Origin of the sequence: Pseudomonas sp. NC02 (assembly GCF_002874965.1) — a bacterium.
Taxonomy (GTDB): domain Bacteria; phylum Pseudomonadota; class Gammaproteobacteria; order Pseudomonadales; family Pseudomonadaceae; genus Aquipseudomonas.
In genome coordinates this window covers 2837486-2853366 of record NZ_CP025624.1, presented here as the reverse complement: position 1 = coordinate 2853366, position 15881 = coordinate 2837486, and the positions used below count along the sequence as shown (strand labels likewise).

The 15881-nt window shown below is 62.3% G+C and carries 16 protein-coding genes and 1 pseudogene; 10 read left to right on the top strand and 7 right to left on the bottom strand.

Annotated elements, in window-relative coordinates; translation table 11 throughout:
- Positions 1-222 precede the first annotated feature (222 nt).
- Positions 223-1221, bottom strand: coding sequence for a quinone oxidoreductase (locus tag C0058_RS13485; protein ID WP_102368801.1), 999 nt, complete (start codon positions 1219-1221; stop codon positions 223-225).
- A gap of 102 nt (positions 1222-1323) precedes the next feature.
- Here C0058_RS13485 and C0058_RS13480 point away from each other — a divergent pair, with 102 nt between their 5' ends.
- Complete coding sequence (locus tag C0058_RS13480; protein WP_102368800.1) at positions 1324-2187, top strand: LysR family transcriptional regulator; 864 nt, start codon at positions 1324-1326, stop codon at positions 2185-2187.
- 1 nt (position 2188) lies between these two features.
- Here C0058_RS13480 and C0058_RS13475 read toward each other — a convergent pair whose 3' ends face one another.
- On the bottom strand, positions 2189-3151 hold the full coding sequence (locus tag C0058_RS13475) for a GlxA family transcriptional regulator (protein ID WP_102368799.1): 963 nt from the start codon (positions 3149-3151) through the stop codon (positions 2189-2191).
- A gap of 106 nt (positions 3152-3257) precedes the next feature.
- On the opposite strand from C0058_RS13475, the gene C0058_RS13470 reads away from it, so the two are divergent.
- Positions 3258-3836 (top strand): acyl-CoA thioesterase, encoded by a 579-nt coding sequence (locus C0058_RS13470; protein ID WP_102368798.1) that lies wholly within the window; start codon positions 3258-3260, stop codon positions 3834-3836.
- Here C0058_RS13470 and C0058_RS33040 read toward each other — a convergent pair.
- A pseudogene (locus C0058_RS33040) lies at positions 3805-3897 on the bottom strand (cupin domain-containing protein); the annotation flags it as partial. The gene C0058_RS13470 and the pseudogene C0058_RS33040 overlap by 32 nt on opposite strands.
- A 50-nt stretch (positions 3898-3947) precedes the next feature.
- Entirely contained in the window at positions 3948-4841 is an 894-nt protein-coding gene (locus C0058_RS13460; RefSeq protein WP_087694863.1) for a LysR family transcriptional regulator, read from the bottom strand.
- A 117-nt stretch (positions 4842-4958) separates the two neighbouring features.
- On the opposite strand from C0058_RS13460, the gene C0058_RS13455 reads away from it, so the two are divergent.
- A complete protein-coding gene (locus tag C0058_RS13455) occupies positions 4959-5399 on the top strand; it encodes a GFA family protein (protein ID WP_102368797.1) in 441 nt (146 codons plus the stop codon).
- A gap of 101 nt (positions 5400-5500) precedes the next feature.
- On the opposite strand, the gene C0058_RS13450 is transcribed toward C0058_RS13455, so the two are convergent.
- Positions 5501-6106 (bottom strand): histidine phosphatase family protein, encoded by a 606-nt coding sequence (locus tag C0058_RS13450; protein ID WP_102368796.1) that lies wholly within the window; start codon positions 6104-6106, stop codon positions 5501-5503.
- A 138-nt stretch (positions 6107-6244) separates the two neighbouring features.
- On the opposite strand from C0058_RS13450, the gene C0058_RS13445 reads away from it, so the two are divergent.
- Entirely contained in the window at positions 6245-7198 is a 954-nt protein-coding gene (locus C0058_RS13445) for an aliphatic sulfonate ABC transporter substrate-binding protein (protein ID WP_102368795.1), read from the top strand.
- 140 nt (positions 7199-7338) lie between these two features.
- Here C0058_RS13445 and C0058_RS13440 read toward each other — a convergent pair whose 3' ends face one another.
- Positions 7339-8319, bottom strand: coding sequence for a sugar-binding transcriptional regulator (locus C0058_RS13440; RefSeq protein ID WP_003215718.1), 981 nt, complete (start codon positions 8317-8319; stop codon positions 7339-7341).
- A 63-nt stretch (positions 8320-8382) separates the two neighbouring features.
- Positions 8383-8844, bottom strand: coding sequence for a ribose 5-phosphate isomerase B (rpiB, locus tag C0058_RS13435; protein ID WP_102368794.1), 462 nt, complete (start codon positions 8842-8844; stop codon positions 8383-8385).
- Between the two features lie 284 nt (positions 8845-9128).
- Here rpiB and C0058_RS13430 point away from each other — a divergent pair, with 284 nt between their 5' ends.
- The 6 genes from C0058_RS13430 to C0058_RS13405 all read left to right on the top strand — a co-directional run bounded on the left by C0058_RS13430 (position 9129) and on the right by C0058_RS13405 (position 15880).
- Positions 9129-10616, top strand: a complete 1488-nt coding sequence (locus C0058_RS13430) for a sugar ABC transporter ATP-binding protein (RefSeq protein ID WP_102368793.1) — start codon at positions 9129-9131, stop codon at positions 10614-10616.
- Positions 10613-11602 carry an ABC transporter permease gene (locus tag C0058_RS13425; protein WP_003215711.1) on the top strand — a complete coding sequence of 330 codons (990 nt, stop codon included), beginning with the start codon at positions 10613-10615 and terminating at the stop codon, positions 11600-11602. The genes C0058_RS13430 and C0058_RS13425 overlap by 4 nt, the downstream gene beginning before the upstream one ends.
- A gap of 39 nt (positions 11603-11641) precedes the next feature.
- Positions 11642-12649, top strand: a complete 1008-nt coding sequence (locus tag C0058_RS13420) for a substrate-binding domain-containing protein (RefSeq protein ID WP_087694868.1) — start codon at positions 11642-11644, stop codon at positions 12647-12649.
- 151 nt (positions 12650-12800) lie between these two features.
- The gene (locus tag C0058_RS13415) at positions 12801-13556 is read left to right on the top strand and encodes an SDR family oxidoreductase (RefSeq protein ID WP_087694869.1); all 756 of its coding nucleotides are present in this window, start codon (positions 12801-12803) and stop codon (positions 13554-13556) included.
- 25 nt (positions 13557-13581) lie between these two features.
- Positions 13582-14697, top strand: coding sequence for an erythritol/L-threitol dehydrogenase (locus C0058_RS13410; RefSeq protein WP_008434653.1), 1116 nt, complete (start codon positions 13582-13584; stop codon positions 14695-14697).
- A gap of 181 nt (positions 14698-14878) precedes the next feature.
- Positions 14879-15880: a dihydroxyacetone kinase subunit DhaK gene (locus C0058_RS13405; RefSeq protein ID WP_003215684.1), complete on the top strand. Its 1002-nt coding sequence runs from the start codon at positions 14879-14881 to the stop codon at positions 15878-15880.
- The last annotated feature ends 1 nt before the right edge of the window (position 15881 follow it).

Below are 15881 nucleotides of genomic sequence, written 5' to 3'. Positions count from 1 at the left end.
TCACCCCCCAGCCGGCCTGATCAGCCGGCTTTTTTTCGCCTGCTGTTAACTGATCCTCACAAGCGCCACGACCCCTGTGGCGAGGGAGCTTGCTCCCGCTGGGCTGCGCAGCAGCCCCAATGAACTCACCGCGTTTCTCCAGGAAGACCCCATTGGCAGGTGTTGGGGCCGCTTCGCAGCCCAGCGGGAGCAAGCTCCCTCGCCACACAAGCTCTCTGGCCATTAGTGAAGTTCACGGTCCAGCCACACCACCGCCTTGCCAATCTGCTGCCGTGCCTCAATCCTCGCGTGCACCTGCTGCACCTCTTCCAGGGCGTAATGCCCTTCGATATCCACCGTCAGCGAACCTTCAAGTATCGCCGCGAACACCGCATTGGCACGCCTCTGCACCGTAGGCCCGTCAGCCATGTGGTCGTTGAGCCGTGGGCGAGTCAGGAACAGTGAACCGGCCTCCCCCAACTCCATCGGATCGAGGTCAGTGATCGAACCGGAGACGTTGCCGTAATTGACGATCAGCCCCCGCGTACGACAGGCCTTGAAGCTTTCACGCAAGGTGGCCTTACCCACCGAATCGAACACCACGTCCACACCCCGCCCCTGCGTTACCTGCAAGACTCGCTCGGCAAACCCGTCGTATTGCCAGGCCTGATCCGCGCCACGCTCAAGGGCAATCGCGCACTTTTCGACGCTGCTGCCGGTGGTGAATACCGTGGCACCGAGTCGCCGGGCCATTTGCACCAGCAACTGGCCGATGCTGCCGGACGCGGCATGGATCAGGCAGCTGTTGCCCGCCTGCAACCGCGCAACATCTTCAATCAGGTAGTGAGCCGTGCAGCCCTGGAACATCGCCGCAGCCGCCTGATCGAAGCCGATCGCATTGGGAATCTGCGCCACTCGCGCGGCGGGTACGCTGGCGTATTCGGCGAACGCGCCCCATGAAATGCACCAGGCCACTCGATCACCCGGCGCCAGATGGCTCACGCCCTCGCCCACCGCCACCACCACACCGGCCCCTTCCATGCCCAAGGTGCACGGCAGCCTAACCGGGTAGGTCACCGAGCTGGCGTATTTGCCCTGGCGGGTGTGCACATCCATGAAATTGATCCCGGCGCAGGCCACCTTGACCAGCACATGGCCGGGTGTCACCTGAGGTGTAGGGACATCGTGGCGCAGTTGAACAACTTCCGGGCCGCCGTAGGTTTCAAGGGTGAGGGCTTTCATCGCGAGACAACTCCGTTTGCAGTGGGAATGCGCCATGGTAAAAGGCGCTACTCTGTACGAGAATTCCCCAATACCTCCCAACCTCCGTGCGGAAATAACCCGATGTTCGACTGGCAGGATCTGTTTTTCTTCACCGTACTGGCACGCACCCAGTCGCTGTCGGCTGCCGCCCGCGAGCTGCAGGTGGAACACGCCACCGTCGGCCGGCGCGTCGATGCCCTGGAAAAAGCCCTCGGCGTCAAACTGGTGGATCGCCTGCCCCGCAGCCGGCCGCTCACCGAGGAAGGCCTGGCACTGGCGAAGCTGGCGGCCGGCATGGGCGAGATGGCCACCGAAGTGATGCGCCTGTCCCGCGTGGCCTCGATCGAAGTGGCCGGCACCGTGCGGGTCAGTTGCCCGCCGTCGATTGCCATCCACTGCATCGCGCCCCATGTCGCACGGTTCAGGGCGCAGTATCCCAAGCTGAATATCGTGTTGATGTCCTCGACGACGCTGGCCGCCCTCGACAAAGGCGAAGCCGACATTGCCCTGCGCACGGTGCGTCCCGATGAGGAAGCGCTGGTACGCAGAAAGGTCGGCGCCGTGCGTTTCCGGCTCTATGCCACGCCCGAGCTCAAGCAGTTACCCGCTGAACAGTGGACGTTCATTGCCTATGACGCCACCCGCGACCACCTGCCCCAACAGGCGTGGATGCATCAGGTACGCGGCAACCGCACGATTGCCTTCGCCGCCAGCGACCTGATCACCCAGCAAATGGCCGCCCGGGCCCAGGTGGGTGCAGTGGTGTTGCCCACGCTGGTGGGCGATCACGACCCGGCATTGGTGCGCCTGGCAACAAACACCGAAGGCCCGGTTCGCGATATCTGGCTGACGGTGTATCCGGATATGCGCCGCTCGCCTTCGGTGAAGGTGGTGATGGAGTTTCTGGTGAGCTGCATTGAAGGCGAGCCGCAGTTGCGGCGCTGACTCAGTTGAGGGCGGGCTGGAATTTCTTGCGATAAGCCACCGGCAACACACCCACCCGTTGCTCAAATAAGCGGCGGAAGGAATTGCTGTCCTCATAGCCTACGGCGTAGGTGATGCTGTCCAGCGTCATGCGGGTGGTTTCCAGCAGTAGCTTGGCCCGCTCCAAACGCAGGGTTTGCAGGTAGGCAATGGGTGTATAGCCGGTGGCCTCCTTGAAGCGCCGCTTGAAATTGCGAACGCCAAAACCAAAGCGCCGAGCCAGGTCATCGATTACAACGGCTTGTGCAAAGTGCTGCTCCAGCCAGTGTTGCACCCGCAAAATATCTCCGTCGCCGTGATTTTTAGGCGATGACCACATCACATAGATGGATTGCTCACTGCGCACGTTGTCGATCAGCAGGTACTTGCTGCAGGTATGCGCCAACTCCGGTGTGCCGAAGCGGCGTATCAGATGCAACAGCAGGTCCATCGCAGCACTCGCCCCGCCGCTGGTGATCACCCGGTTTTCTTCACAGAGGATCTGCGTCTCCTGCAACGTCACCCCGGGGTAGCGCCGGGCAAAGAGTTCGGCAAAAGCCCAGTGAGTGGTGGCGCGCAACCCATCCAGTAGACCGTTCTCGGCAAGCATGAACGCGGCGGTGCACATTGATGCAACCACCGCGCCTTGCGCGTGCTGCTTGCGCAGCCATGCACCGTAGGCGGGAAACGCCGGCAAGGCCTCTTTCAAGGTGAACAAAAACCCCGGTATCAGCACCAGATCCGTGTGCCCTACTTGTGCCATCGAACAATCAACCTGCAAGCACTGCCCGCCCCAAGCGTTGACGACCTGACCGTCGAGCGAGACGACGACCACTTCAAAGGGCTGCTTGCCCTCGGCAAACAGATTGGCCGCACTCAGCATCTCAAGGGCGAGCGTGGCGCTGGCAGCCGAACACCGATCGGCCAGGAGCAGGGTAATGTGCATAAAAATTCCAGATTGCGCTTTTCGCATGAAATAAGTCATTTGCGCACCTACCTTACCTGATTCCTCCGCACTACAGTGCGAGCTTCAATCACTGCTCGGCTAATTCATGAATCTCTGGTTTCGCTTACTGCTCATGCTGTTTCGGCGCCCCTGGCGCAAGCCCGTCGATGGCCTGGCCACCACCGTTGTACGGATGCGTGTCTGGCCGCTGGACCTTGACCTCAACCGGCACGTCACCAACGGCCGGTATTTCACCCTGGCCGATGTCGGGCGCATGGATTTCGTACTGCGCAGCGGCGCATTTCGCGTGGCTTTGCGCAATAAGGCGCTGCCGGTTGTCGGTGACACCTGGGGCAAGTTCCGACGGGAATTGAAGCTGTTCGAAGCGTTTGAAATCCACACCCGGATTCTGGGCTGGGATCAAAAATGGAGCGTGATGGAGCACCGCTTCGTCAGCCGGGGCCGCGTGGTCGGAGTAGTGGTGATGCGCGGGCTGTTTCGCTCGGCCAAGGGCACCCTCCCCGCCGCAGATTTTGTGCGGGAGCTGGGATTGGCCGAGGTATCACCCGCGATGCCTGAATGGCTGAGGGCGTGGACGCACAGTTGCGACACCATGAGCGCCCAGTTGCGCGAGGAGGAGCACCGTTCAGGTGTTATTGCGCGGTCGAGTACTGAGCGTCGCTGACCTGCTCCATACAGTCCACCACCTTGCCGTCGAGCATTTCGTTAATCGCGATATGGGTCATGGTGGCCGCCAGGCTTCACCCGCATTTGCGCTGTTGGTGGAAGCGTTGCGTTATCGCGGCTGAAAGAAGTCCGTCAGGGCCGCGCCCAAGCCATCGAACACCACGGCGATGCGCGGGACCTTGCGCATGTCCTGATGCATGGCGATCCACACGTCAACCTTGAAATCCACCTGCGCGGGCAACACCCGCACCAGCCCGTGACGTTGTGCCACCTGGGCTGAACACACGCCGATCCCCAGCCCCGCACGCAGAGCGGCCAACTGCGCGAGGTGATCGTCGGTGCGAATCACCGTACTGGGCGCCGAACAGTCGAAACCGCGCTCACCCAGGAATTCGATCTCCAGCAAGTTGCGGTCCGGCCCGATCAGCGGGTAGCCGTGCAATTGCGCAACGGTGTCCGGCGTGCCCTGCTCTGCCAACAGTTCGGGTGCGGCGTACAACCCTACGTGAAGGTCGCCGACCTTGCGCGCGACCACCGTGGATTCGACCGGGCGACGGATGCGTACGGCGACGTCGGCCTCTTGCCGGGCAAGTGCCTGGAGCCGATTGGATACGCTCAGTTCGATGGCCAATTGCGGATGATCACGGCGCAGGCTGCGCAACATGGGCGGCAGCACTTCAACGCCCAGCAGCTTGCCGCTGGTGAGCCGCACCGTGCCGCCGGCGAGGGCCGTGTCGGCCGAGGCTGCGCGGCTGAAGGCGTTGGCGGCAACGGCCATCGCTTCAACGTGGCTGATCAGGTCCTTGGCCGTGTCGGTGGGCAACAGCCCGGCGGGTGAGCGGATAAACAGGCTGACCCCGACGCTCTGCTCCAGGGCCTCGATCCTTCGCCGCGCGGTGGCCTGGGCGATCCCCAGCAAACGGGCCGCGCCCGACAGGCTGCCGGTGCGCAACACGGCGAGGAAGGCGCGCTGGGTTTCCCATTGGAGTTGCGGGGCGTTCATACATTTCCTGTGAGCCGCTGGGCAGTTTTGGCGGATGTTCTTTGTTCGGAGGCTGCGGCATGCTGGCGAGCATAACCGATGGGGCTTTCGCCCTCACTTTGCACAGGATCGTTTTTGATGACACTCACCGGCCAATGTCGCTGCGCCCGCGTGACCTACACCCTCGATACCGACGCGCCGCTGGCGGTGTATGCCTGCCATTGCCGCCACTGCCAGACCTGGAGCGGCAGCGCGTTTGCCCTGCATGCGCTGTTGCCGGCGGATGCGCTGCGGGTTGACGGTTCGCTGACGGAATATGCCTATGACGTTGATGGGCAGCGCTCGGAACATCGGTTGTGCGGGGTGTGCCATACGCGGATCTGCAACACCACGACGGCCGCGCCGGGGTTGGTTGTGCTGCGGGTCGGGACACTGGATGAGAGCCCGTCCGTGCAGCCGGTGGCGCATATCTGGCTGCGGCACAAGCAGCCGTGGGTAACGCTGGCGGAGGGTGTTCCGACCTGGCCGGAAAGCCCTACGCCCCAGGCGTTTGCGCAGGCGTTGAGCGTTCCCCTGTAGACATGACTCACACCCACACTGTGGCGAGGGAGCTTGCTCCCGCTGGGTTGCGCAGCAACCCCAAAAGCATTGACCGGCCCATCCTGAAAGACCGCAGAGGCCTACCAGGGGGCGCTTCGCACCCCAACGGGAGCAAGCTCCCTCGCCACATTGGGCTCTGCGTCGATGTTGAGACTCAGCACTTCGCCATTGCGCAACTGCCAGTCGAGGAAGTCTGAGAAATCATCGCGAACCAATGCGCGAATCGCCTTGGCGACAACCCCATGGGCAACCAGCACCACCACCTGTTGCCCATGGTTCACCAGCAACTGATTCAATCCGCCCCGGATGCGCTCGACGAACTGCGAGATTGACTCACCGTCCGTGGGTGCCCGCTCCCATTGCCGGGTAATATTCTGCGCCCAAAGGTCGGGATAACGCTGCGCCGCCTCCGCCTGGGTCAGTCCCTCAAACACCCCCACGCCGCGCTCACGAAACGCATCCAGCGTAGGCAGTTGCAGCCCATCATCCGCAAACACAATGGCCGCCGTTTGCTGAGCCCTGCGCAGCGGCGAGACGATGACGGCGTCGATCTGCGCCGGCAATTTTTCCCGCAACTCCCGCGCCTGCAGCACGCCCCGTTCGTTGAGATCAATGTCCAGCGAGCCCTGGTAACGCCCCTCGGCATTGGCTTGAGTTTCGCCGTGACGAACAACATACAACTGCATACCGCCCTCCTTCATCCTGACGCTGAAAGGCCGCGAACGGCGCACCCGATAAAGGCCTAAGCTAAGATCGAAAAATTATTTATCGAATGTTTTTTAGAACAATAAGCTCACCTTAATCCATTAAGAGTCGAGCACGCCATGCCCCAGTTTTCGCTCCATCGCCTTTTCATCGCAGGCCTTGCCACACTGGGCCTCTGCACCGCCCTGAACGCTCAGGCCGAGGAAACCGTACGCATCGGCTACCAGAAATCCTCGACCCTGATCACCTTGCTGAAAACCCAGGGCACCCTGGAAAAAGCCCTCAAGGCCGACGGCATCGACGTCACCTGGCACGAGTTCCCCAGTGGCCTGCCGCTGCTGGAAGCACTCAACGTCGGTAACGTGGATATCAGCGCTGACGTGGCCGACACCGTACCGATCTTCGCCCAGGCCGCCCAGGCCAAGCTCACCTACTTCGCCCAGGAAGCGCCCTCGCCCCAAGCCCAGGCGATCGTGGTGCGCAAGGACTCGCCGATCCAGCAACTGGCGGATTTGAAAGGCAAGAAAATCGCCGTGACCAAGGCCGCCGGCACTCACTATTTATTGATCGCTGCCTTGAACAAGGCGGGGCTGGCCTTCTCCGATATCGAGCCGGCGTACCTGACGCCCGCCGATGGCCGCGCTGCATTTGAAAACAACAAGGTTGATGCCTGGGTCACGTGGGAACCGTTCCTCACCAGCGTGCAGCGCCAACTGCCCACCCGCACCCTTGCGGACGGTACCGGGCTGGCCAGTTACAAGCGCTATTACTTGACGGGTACGCCCTATGCCCAGGCGCATCCCGAAGTGCTGAAGCTGGTGTACGAGCAGTTGCACCAGGCTGGCGAGTGGGTGAAGAGCCACCCGCGTGATGCCGCGAAAGTGCTGGGGCCATTGTGGGGCAACCTGGATGTGGAGACTGTCGAGGCCGCCAATGCTCATCGCAGTTATGAGGTGCAGCCGGTGACGCTGGATCAGTTGGGGGAACAGCAGAAAATTGCGGATGCGTTCTTCAAGGCGGGGTTGTTGCCCAAGGCGGTGGATGCGCAGGATGTGCAGGTGTGGAAACCCTGAGGCAGTCAACTGTGGGAGCCGGGCTTGTCCGCGATGCAGACAACTCGGTACTCCAGTCATACCGCGGTGATGCCATCGCAGCCTCGCCAAGGCTCGACAGCTCCCACAGGTGATGTTCAAGGCCTGGACTATCGGCGGTGTCAGCTTTTACGCGTCGCGTCATCCAGCGCAAGGATGGTATGAGCATTGGTCACCGTGGTCGCCAGGGTATTGATCACTCCCGAGCGCAACGCCCCCAGCGTTGCCGCCGCCTTGGTATTCTCACTGGCAATCGCCACCACATCCGGAATCCGAAACAGCTCCTGCACCGTCAACCCGATCACCCGCCCCTGAATCGCGTTGACCGCCGGCTGGCCATGAATGTCGATGAAGTCATAACCCATCATGTCCCCCACCGTGCCGGACAACCGCGCCTGGGCGATTTCCTGGGGCGAAAACCACCCCATGCGCACCATGTTGCTGTTTTCACTCATGTCACCGATGCCGATCAACGCCATGTCCGCACGGCGGGCACGGTCAAGCGTGGAACGCACCGTATCGTTGCTGATCAACACCCCACGCAGTTCCGGGTTGGCCACCAGCGCCGGGGCGTACAGGCTTTCACTCTCGCCACCAAACCGCAGGGCCAGGCGCCGGCAAATATGGTCGGGGTTCATGTATTCACCCGCCTTGAGCGAACCGCCAATCGCGCACACAAACGTACAGTTGCGGGTCACCGGCAAAAACACATTATCGGCCACCGCACCGACGTTACGCCCCATGCCGACCGCGACGATCATGCCGTCACTGAGGGTTTTGTTCAGGTAGTTGGCCACCAGGCTCGCCACCGCCGAGCGCTGGGTGTCCGGGTCGCTGTGGTCCACCGCAATCAACGCGCGGTCCAGCTGGAAGCGCTCCACCAGCGCCTGTTCCAGCTCGTTGTTCATCGCCGGGTGCTGCAACACCCGCACCTCGACAATCCCTTCATCCCGTGCGCGTTTGAGCAGGCGGCTGACTTTTGCCCGGGACAGGTCGAAGCGCTTGGCGATGGCTTCCTGAGTGACGTTCTCAAGGTAATAGAGCATTGCCACTTCGGTCATCAGGTCGATGTCGCTGGCGATGCGCTGGGTACTGTCACTCATGGGCACGGGCTTCCGTTTCGGTGTCAAAGGCGCATTCTCCCGACTCTTGCCCCGTTCCGTCCACTACTGATGCCCGTCACGCTCGATCGCGTTGATGCGGTCGACCTTGGCCCCGGAACGCGCGGCTTCGAACTCCGACTCCAGGAACGACTTGACGACGCTCTTGGCCAGTTCCGCGCCGATCACCCGTGCACCGATGGACAGGATCTGCGCATCGTTGCTCTTGCGTGCCCGCTCCGCCGAATAGGTGTCATGGGCCTGGGCCGCACGAATCCCCAGGACTTTGTTGGCCGAGATGGCCATGCCGATGCCGGTGCCGCACACCAGCACGCCCAAGCGTTGCTCGCCGGCATTGATCGCCGTGGCCACCGCCAGGGCAATGTCCGGGTACAGCACCGGCGCCGTGGAGTGGGTGCCGAAGTCCGTCACCGGGTAACCCAGCGCCTCGATATGGCGCTTCAACAGTTCTTTGAGCTCATAACCCGCTTCATCGCATCCGATAGCCACCGGGAAAGGTGTGTTCATGGCGTTTGGCTCCGCTGCCGTTTTGGGTGCTGGAGAGTGATCATATGATCACTCAGTGAAATTTAGCTCAGTCATTTCTCGGATATTCCAGTCGCCCTGTCAAGCAGCATTTAGCTGACCTTCCAGTCAAAGCCCTCTAAACCGGCGTACTTTGCGCAAATCCATCCATTTACAACTTTTCAGTGAAAGAGATTGACTGATCAGAATTTCATTTGATACACATATGCTCACAGCGAAACATGACTGTGCGACCTAATAAGAATTCACAGCACGAGGACACGCCGATGGCCACGCCATTACTGCTCCAGGCTGAACACGTCGCCAAGGCTTACGCCGGGATTCCTGCCCTGCGTGAGGGGCGCCTCTCTCTGCGGGCCGGCAGCGTCCACGCCCTGTGCGGCGGCAATGGCGCAGGCAAATCGACTTTCCTGAGCATCCTGATGGGCATCACCCAGCGTGACGCCGGGACCATCCTGCTCAACGGCTCCCCCGCTCAGTTCAACCGCCCCAGCGAAGCACTCGCGGCGGGGATCGCGATGATCACCCAGGAGCTGGAACCCATTCCCTACATGACCGTCGCCGAAAACATCTGGCTGGGCCGCGAACCGCGCCGCGCCGGCTGCATCGTCGACAGCAAGGAGCTCAACCGGCGCACTCGCGAACTGCTGGAAGGCCTGGAGTTCGACGTCGACGCCACCAGCCCCATGCATCGCCTGAGCGTGGCGCAGATCCAGCTGGTGGAGATCGCCAAGGCATTCAGCCACGACTGCCAGGTGATGATCATGGACGAGCCCACCTCGGCCATCGGCGAGCGCGAGGCCGAAACCCTGTTCAAGGCCATCCGCCGCCTCACCGCCCGTGGTGCCGGCATCATCTATGTGTCGCACCGCCTCAGTGAACTGGCGCAGATTGCCGACGACTACAGCATCTTTCGCGACGGCGCCTTCGTTGAGACCGGGCGCATGGCCGATATCGACCGCGCCCACCTGGTGCGCGGCATCGTCGGCCAGGAACTGACCCGCATCGACCACAAGGTCGGCCGCGAATGCGCCGCCGAATGCTGCCTGGACGTCGACAGCCTGAGCCGCGCCGGCGAGTTCCAGGACATCAGCCTGCAACTGCGCCAGGGCGAGATTCTCGGCATCTACGGGCTGATGGGCTCGGGCCGCAGCGAATTCCTCAACTGCATCTACGGCCTCACCACGCCGGACTCCGGCAGCGTGACCCTGCAAGGCAAACCGATGCCCATCGGCCTGCCCAAGGCAACGATCCAGGCCGGCATGTCACTGGTCACCGAAGACCGCAAGGACAGCGGCCTGGTGCTCAGCGGCAGCATCCTCTCGAACATTGCATTGTCGGCGTACAAGCAGCTGTCGAGCTGGTCGCTGATCAATGCCCGCAAGGAAAACCAACTGGCCCAGGACATGGTCAAGCGCCTGCAGATCAAGACCACTTCCCTGGACCTGCCGGTGGAATCCATGAGCGGCGGTAACCAGCAAAAAGTGGTGCTCGCCAAATGCCTGTCGACCCAGCCGATCTGCCTGCTGTGCGATGAGCCGACCCGGGGCATCGACGAAGGCGCCAAGCAGGAGATCTATCACCTGCTGGACCAGTTCGTGCGCGCCGGCGGCGCGGCGATTGTGGTGTCGTCCGAAGCCCCGGAATTGCTGCACCTGAGTGACCGTATTGCCGTGTTCAAAGGCGGAAGGCTGGTGACCATCAGCAGCGATACCGCCCTTTCCCAGGAAGCCTTGTTGAGTCTTGCCTCATGAATGCCAAATCACTTTCTACACCTGCAGCCGCCCCCGTCACGACCGCACCCCGCAGCCGCCTGCGCCTGTCCCTCGACCGCTTCGGCCTGCCGCTGGTGTTCATCCTCCTGTGCCTGGTGATGGCCTTCGCCAGCGAATACTTCATGACCTGGCGCAACTGGATGGACATCCTGCGCCAGACCTCGATCAACGGGATCCTCGCCGTGGGCATGACTTACGTGATCCTGACCAAGGGCATCGACCTGTCGGTGGGCTCGATCCTGGCCTTTGCCGGGCTGTGCAGCGCCATGGTCGCGACCCAGGGCTATGGCGTGCTCGCGGCAGTCAGCGCCGGGATGTTCGCCGGGGCGATGCTCGGGGTGGTGAACGGCTTTATGGTCGCCAACCTGTCGATCCCGCCCTTTGTCGCGACCTTGGGCATGCTGAGTATTGCCCGGGGCATGACCTTCATCTTGAACGACGGCAGCCCGATCACTGACCTGCCCGACGCCTACCTGGCGCTGGGTATCGGCAAGATCGGCCCGATCGGTGTGCCGATCGTGATCTTCGCCGTGGTCGCGCTGATCTTCTGGATGGTACTGCGCTACACCACCTACGGCCGCTATGTGTACGCGGTGGGTGGCAACGAGAAGAGCGCGCGCACCTCCGGGATCGGCGTGCGCAAGGTGATGTTTTCGGTGTACGTGGTCTCGGGCCTGCTCGCCGGGCTGGCCGGTGTGGTGCTGTCGGCGCGCACCACCTCTGCCCTGCCCCAGGCCGGCACCTCGTATGAGCTGGATGCGATTGCCGCCGTGGTAATCGGCGGCACCAGCCTGTCGGGCGGTACCGGCACGATTGTCGGCACGCTGTTTGGCGCATTGCTGATCGGCGTGATCAACAACGGCCTGAACCTGCTCGGCGTGTCCTCCTATTACCAGCAGGTCGCCAAGGGCCTGATCATCGTGTTCGCAGTGCTGATTGACGTGTGGCGCAAGAAGAAACGCTAGTTCTGAAAACTACCACTACAACAATAACGGAGTTCTCTCATGAAACCTGGTACGACTTTGGCCGCCGTCGCGGCACTCTCCCTGCTCGCCAGCAGTGTCACCCTGGCCGCCGATGGCAAGACCTACAAGATCGGCGCCGCCGTGTACGGGCTCAAGGGCCAGTTCATGCAGAACTGGGTGCGCGAGCTGAAGGAACACCCCGCAGTCAAGGACGGCACCGTGCAGTTGACCGTGTTCGATGGCAACTATGACGCACTGACCCAGAACAACCAGATTGAAAACATGGTGACCCAGCACTACGACGCGATCCTGTTTGTGCCGATCGACACCAAGGCCGGCGTCGGCACCGTGAAGGCCGCCATGAGCAATGACGTGGTGGTGATCGCCTCCAACACCAAGGTGGCGGACGCCAACGTGCCTTATGTTGGCAACGATGACGTGGAAGGCGGTCGCCTGCAGGCCCAGGCCATGGTCGACAAACTCAAGGGCCGCGGGAACGTGGTGATCATCCAGGGCCCGATTGGCCAGTCGGCGCAGATCGACCGCGAAAAGGGCGAGATGGAAGTACTGGGCAAGCACCCGGACATCAAGATCATCGAGAAGAAAACCGCCAACTGGGACCGCGCCCAGGCCCTGGCCCTGACTGAAGACTGGCTGAACGCACACCCCAAGGGCATCAACGGGGTGATCGCGCAGAACGACGACATGGCCCTCGGTGCGGTGCAGGCGTTGAAGTCCCATGGGCTGACGTCCAAGGATGTACCGGTGACGTCCATCGACGGCATGCCGGATGCGATCCAGGCGGCGAAGAAAGATGAAGTGACCACCTTCCTGCAGGACGCCCAGGCCCAGTCTCAAGGCGCGCTGGATGTGGCGCTGCGGGCGCTGGCCGGCAAGGATTACAAGCCGCAGTCGGTGATCTGGGAACGTTATGGCAAGGACGTGAAATGGGGTGACGGCACCGCCAGGAACTACATCCTGCCGTGGGTGCCGGTGACCAATGCGAATGCGGATGCGCTGTACCAGCAGGTGAGCGGTACGAAGTAAGTTTTGACTTGAAACCCGGTCAAGTGTGGGAGCGGGCTTGCTCGCGAAAGCGGTGGATCATTCAACAGATGTGCCACCTGATACACCGCTTTCGCGAGCAAGCCCGCTCCCACATTGGATCTCCACCGATCTGAAAAATGGAGTCATGTTCATGTCTGGATTCTGGAATCAAGCCTTCGACCTCACCGGCCGCTGCGCCGTGATCACCGGCGGGGCCGCCGGGATCGGTCTGGCTTGTGCCAGCCTGCTGGTGGAACGCGGCGCGCGGGTGGCCCTGCTGGACCGCGACCCGGCCGTGGTCGAAGTCGCCGCCAGCCTCGGCGCCGGGAACATCGGCATCGCCGTGGACCTGCGCCAACTCGACCAGGTGCACAGCACCGTCGATTACGTATTCGATCACTTCAAACGCCTGGATTACCTGATCAACAGCGCCGGCGTGGCCCTGCTGGACAAGGCCCTGGACGTCAGTGAAAACGCCTGGGACACCACTCTCGACATCAACCTCAAGGCCAGTTTCTTCGTGGCCCAGGCCTGCGCCAGGCACATGCTTGCCCAGGGCAGCGGGCGCATCGTCAACCTCGCCTCCCAAGCGGCGGTGATCGGCCTGGACCGTCACGTCGCCTACTGCGCCAGCAAGGCCGCCGTGGTCGGCATGACCAAGGTGCTCGCCATGGAATGGGCGCCGCATATCAACGTCAACGCCATCTCCCCGACCATCGTCGAAACCGCCCTCGGCAAAAAGGCCTGGGCGGGCGAGCTGGGGGAACGGGCCAAATTGCAGATCCCGGCGGGCCGCTTTGCCCAGCCGGAAGAAATCGCCGGGCTGGCGTTGTACCTGCTCAGCGACGCCGCACAGATGATCACCGGGGAAAACGTGGTGATCGACGGTGGCTACAGCATCCAGTAATTGATCTTTCGTGAGGTTTATCGTCATGTCTACCGTTACCGAACGCACTGCCGAACAACTGTCCCCCGTCATTCCGAAAACCATGCAGGCCGTGGTCTGTCACGGCCCCGAAGACTATCGCCTGGAGACCGTCGATGTACCGACGCCCGGCCCCGACGAGATCCTCACCAAGGTCGAGCTGTGCGGCATCTGCATGGGCGACATCAAGACCTACCGCGGCGCGCCCTCGTTCTGGGGCGACGCCGAGCAGCCGCGCTACGTGAAGCCGCCGATGATTCCCGGCCACGAGTTTGTCTGCCGCGTGGTCGCCCTCGGCCCCGGCGCGGAAAAGCGCGGGGTGAAGGTCGGCGACCGGGTGATTTCCGAACAGATCGTGCCGTGCTGGGGCTGCCGCTTCTGCAACCACGGCCAGTACTGGATGTGCCAGAAACACGACTTGTACGGCTTCCAGAACAACGTCCAGGGCGCCATGGCCCAGTACATGATCTTCACCAAGGAAGGCATCATCCACAAAGTACCGGACTCGATTGCCCCGGACGAAGCCATCCTGATCGAACCCCTGGCCTGTTCGCTGCACGCGGCGGAACGGGCGAATGTGGATTTCGACGACATCGTGGTGGTGGCCGGCGCCGGCACCCTGGGCCTGGGGATCATCGGTGCGGTGCGCATGCGCAACCCGAAAAAACTCATCGTGCTCGACATGAAACCCGAACGCGCTGCCCTCGCCCTGCGCATGGGTGCGGATGAAGTGTGGAACCCGGCCGAAGTCGACGTGATGGCGAAGATTCGCGAGATCACCGACGGCTACGGTTGCGACATTTACATCGAAGCCACCGGGCACCACAAGGCGGTGAACCAGGGCTTGGCGATGTTGCGCAAGCTGGGGCGCTTCGTGGAATTCAGCGTGTTCAACGACGAGGCCACGGTGGACTGGTCAATCATCGGTGACCGCAAGGAACTGGACGTGCTGGGCTCGCACCTCGGCCCCTACATGTACCCGCGCGCCATCGACTTTATCGGCAACCGCAAGATCGACATGCGCGACGTGGTGACCCACAAGTTTGCCCTGGCGGACTTCAAGGAAGCGTTTGCGGTGATGGAGCGCGGGGACAAGTCGCTTAAAGTCGTCCTGGAACCCTGATTGGCCCAATAACACAAAACCCTGCGGGCGCCGGGCTTAGGCTTTTTGTGGGAGCTGGCTTGCCTGCGATGCAGACGCCTCGGTCTATCTGTGACACCGAGCCGATGCAATCGCAGGCAAGCCAGCTCCCACAAAAGCCCCCGGCTCCCACACCAAGAACAAGAACACAGGAAACCGCGTTATGAATCGAGTGATAAACGATCCGGACCAGGTGGTGGAGGACATGCTGCGGGGTATTCTGGTCGCGCACCCCGAGCTGCGCCAATACGAAACCAATCCCCGGGTGATCGGCAAGGCCAAGCCGTCACCACAGGGCCGCGTGGGCATCGTGACCGGCGGCGGCTCCGGCCATGAACCGGCGTTCCTTGGCTATGTCGGCCCGGGCCTGGTGGACGCCGTGGCCGTCGGCGAAATCTTCTCCTCGCCCACCGCCAAAAGCTTCTTCGACGCCTTCCGTGCCGCCGACCACGGCGCCGGCGTGGCGTGCCTGTACGGCAACTATGCCGGCGACAACATGAACGTGAAGCTGGCGATGAAGATGGCCGCCAGCAAGGACATGCGCATCCGCACCGTGGTCGCCAACGACGACGTGGCCTCGGCGCCCAAGGCCGACATCGCCAAGCGTCGCGGCGTGGCAGGCGAGATCTTCATGTGGAAGGTCGGCGGTGCAGCCGCGGCCCAGCATTACGACCTGGACGGGGTGATTCGTGTTGCCCAGAAGGCAGTCGACAACTGCCGCTCCATCGGCATCGGGCTCACGCCCTGCACCATCGCAGCGGTGGGCAAGCCGAACTTCCAGATTCCCGACGGGCAGATGGAATTGGGCATCGGCCATCACGGCGAGCCTGGCATTGAAGTCATCCCGATCGAATCCGCCGAGGCCATGGCGGCCCGCATGCTCGCACCGATCCTCGCCGACCGCGACTTCAGCCAGGACGACAGCGTGGTGGTGCTGGTCTCGGGCCTGGGTGCGACGCCGGTGATGGAACTTTACATTTTCTACGCCGAGGTTGAACGTCAGCTGCAAGCCAGGGGCTTGAAGATTCACCGCTGCTACGTGGGCAACTACTTCACCTCCCTGGAAATGATGGGCGTGACCCTGACCTTGCTGGGCCTGGACGCCGAGCTGAAATCCCTGATCGACCAACCCTGCCGTTCCATCGGCATGACCCAGGCGGACTAAA

Coding starts and splice junctions, on each gene's coding strand:
- rpiB (WP_102368794.1), bottom strand. CDS start 8,844: ATGAACACACCTTTCCCGGTGGCTATCGGATGCGATGAAGCGGGTTAT.
- C0058_RS13425 (WP_003215711.1), top strand. CDS start 10,613: ATGAATGCCAAATCACTTTCTACACCTGCAGCCGCCCCCGTCACGACC.
- C0058_RS13420 (WP_087694868.1), top strand. CDS start 11,642: ATGAAACCTGGTACGACTTTGGCCGCCGTCGCGGCACTCTCCCTGCTC.
- C0058_RS13460 (WP_087694863.1), bottom strand. CDS start 4,841: ATGAACGCCCCGCAACTCCAATGGGAAACCCAGCGCGCCTTCCTCGCC.
- C0058_RS13415 (WP_087694869.1), top strand. CDS start 12,801: ATGTCTGGATTCTGGAATCAAGCCTTCGACCTCACCGGCCGCTGCGCC.
- C0058_RS13485 (WP_102368801.1), bottom strand. CDS start 1,221: ATGAAAGCCCTCACCCTTGAAACCTACGGCGGCCCGGAAGTTGTTCAA.
- C0058_RS13470 (WP_102368798.1), top strand. CDS start 3,258: ATGAATCTCTGGTTTCGCTTACTGCTCATGCTGTTTCGGCGCCCCTGG.
- C0058_RS13430 (WP_102368793.1), top strand. CDS start 9,129: ATGGCCACGCCATTACTGCTCCAGGCTGAACACGTCGCCAAGGCTTAC.
- C0058_RS13410 (WP_008434653.1), top strand. CDS start 13,582: ATGTCTACCGTTACCGAACGCACTGCCGAACAACTGTCCCCCGTCATT.
- C0058_RS13480 (WP_102368800.1), top strand. CDS start 1,324: ATGTTCGACTGGCAGGATCTGTTTTTCTTCACCGTACTGGCACGCACC.
- C0058_RS13405 (WP_003215684.1), top strand. CDS start 14,879: ATGAATCGAGTGATAAACGATCCGGACCAGGTGGTGGAGGACATGCTG.
- C0058_RS13455 (WP_102368797.1), top strand. CDS start 4,959: ATGACACTCACCGGCCAATGTCGCTGCGCCCGCGTGACCTACACCCTC.
- C0058_RS13445 (WP_102368795.1), top strand. CDS start 6,245: ATGCCCCAGTTTTCGCTCCATCGCCTTTTCATCGCAGGCCTTGCCACA.
- C0058_RS13475 (WP_102368799.1), bottom strand. CDS start 3,151: ATGCACATTACCCTGCTCCTGGCCGATCGGTGTTCGGCTGCCAGCGCC.
- C0058_RS13440 (WP_003215718.1), bottom strand. CDS start 8,319: ATGAGTGACAGTACCCAGCGCATCGCCAGCGACATCGACCTGATGACC.
- C0058_RS13450 (WP_102368796.1), bottom strand. CDS start 6,106: ATGCAGTTGTATGTTGTTCGTCACGGCGAAACTCAAGCCAATGCCGAG.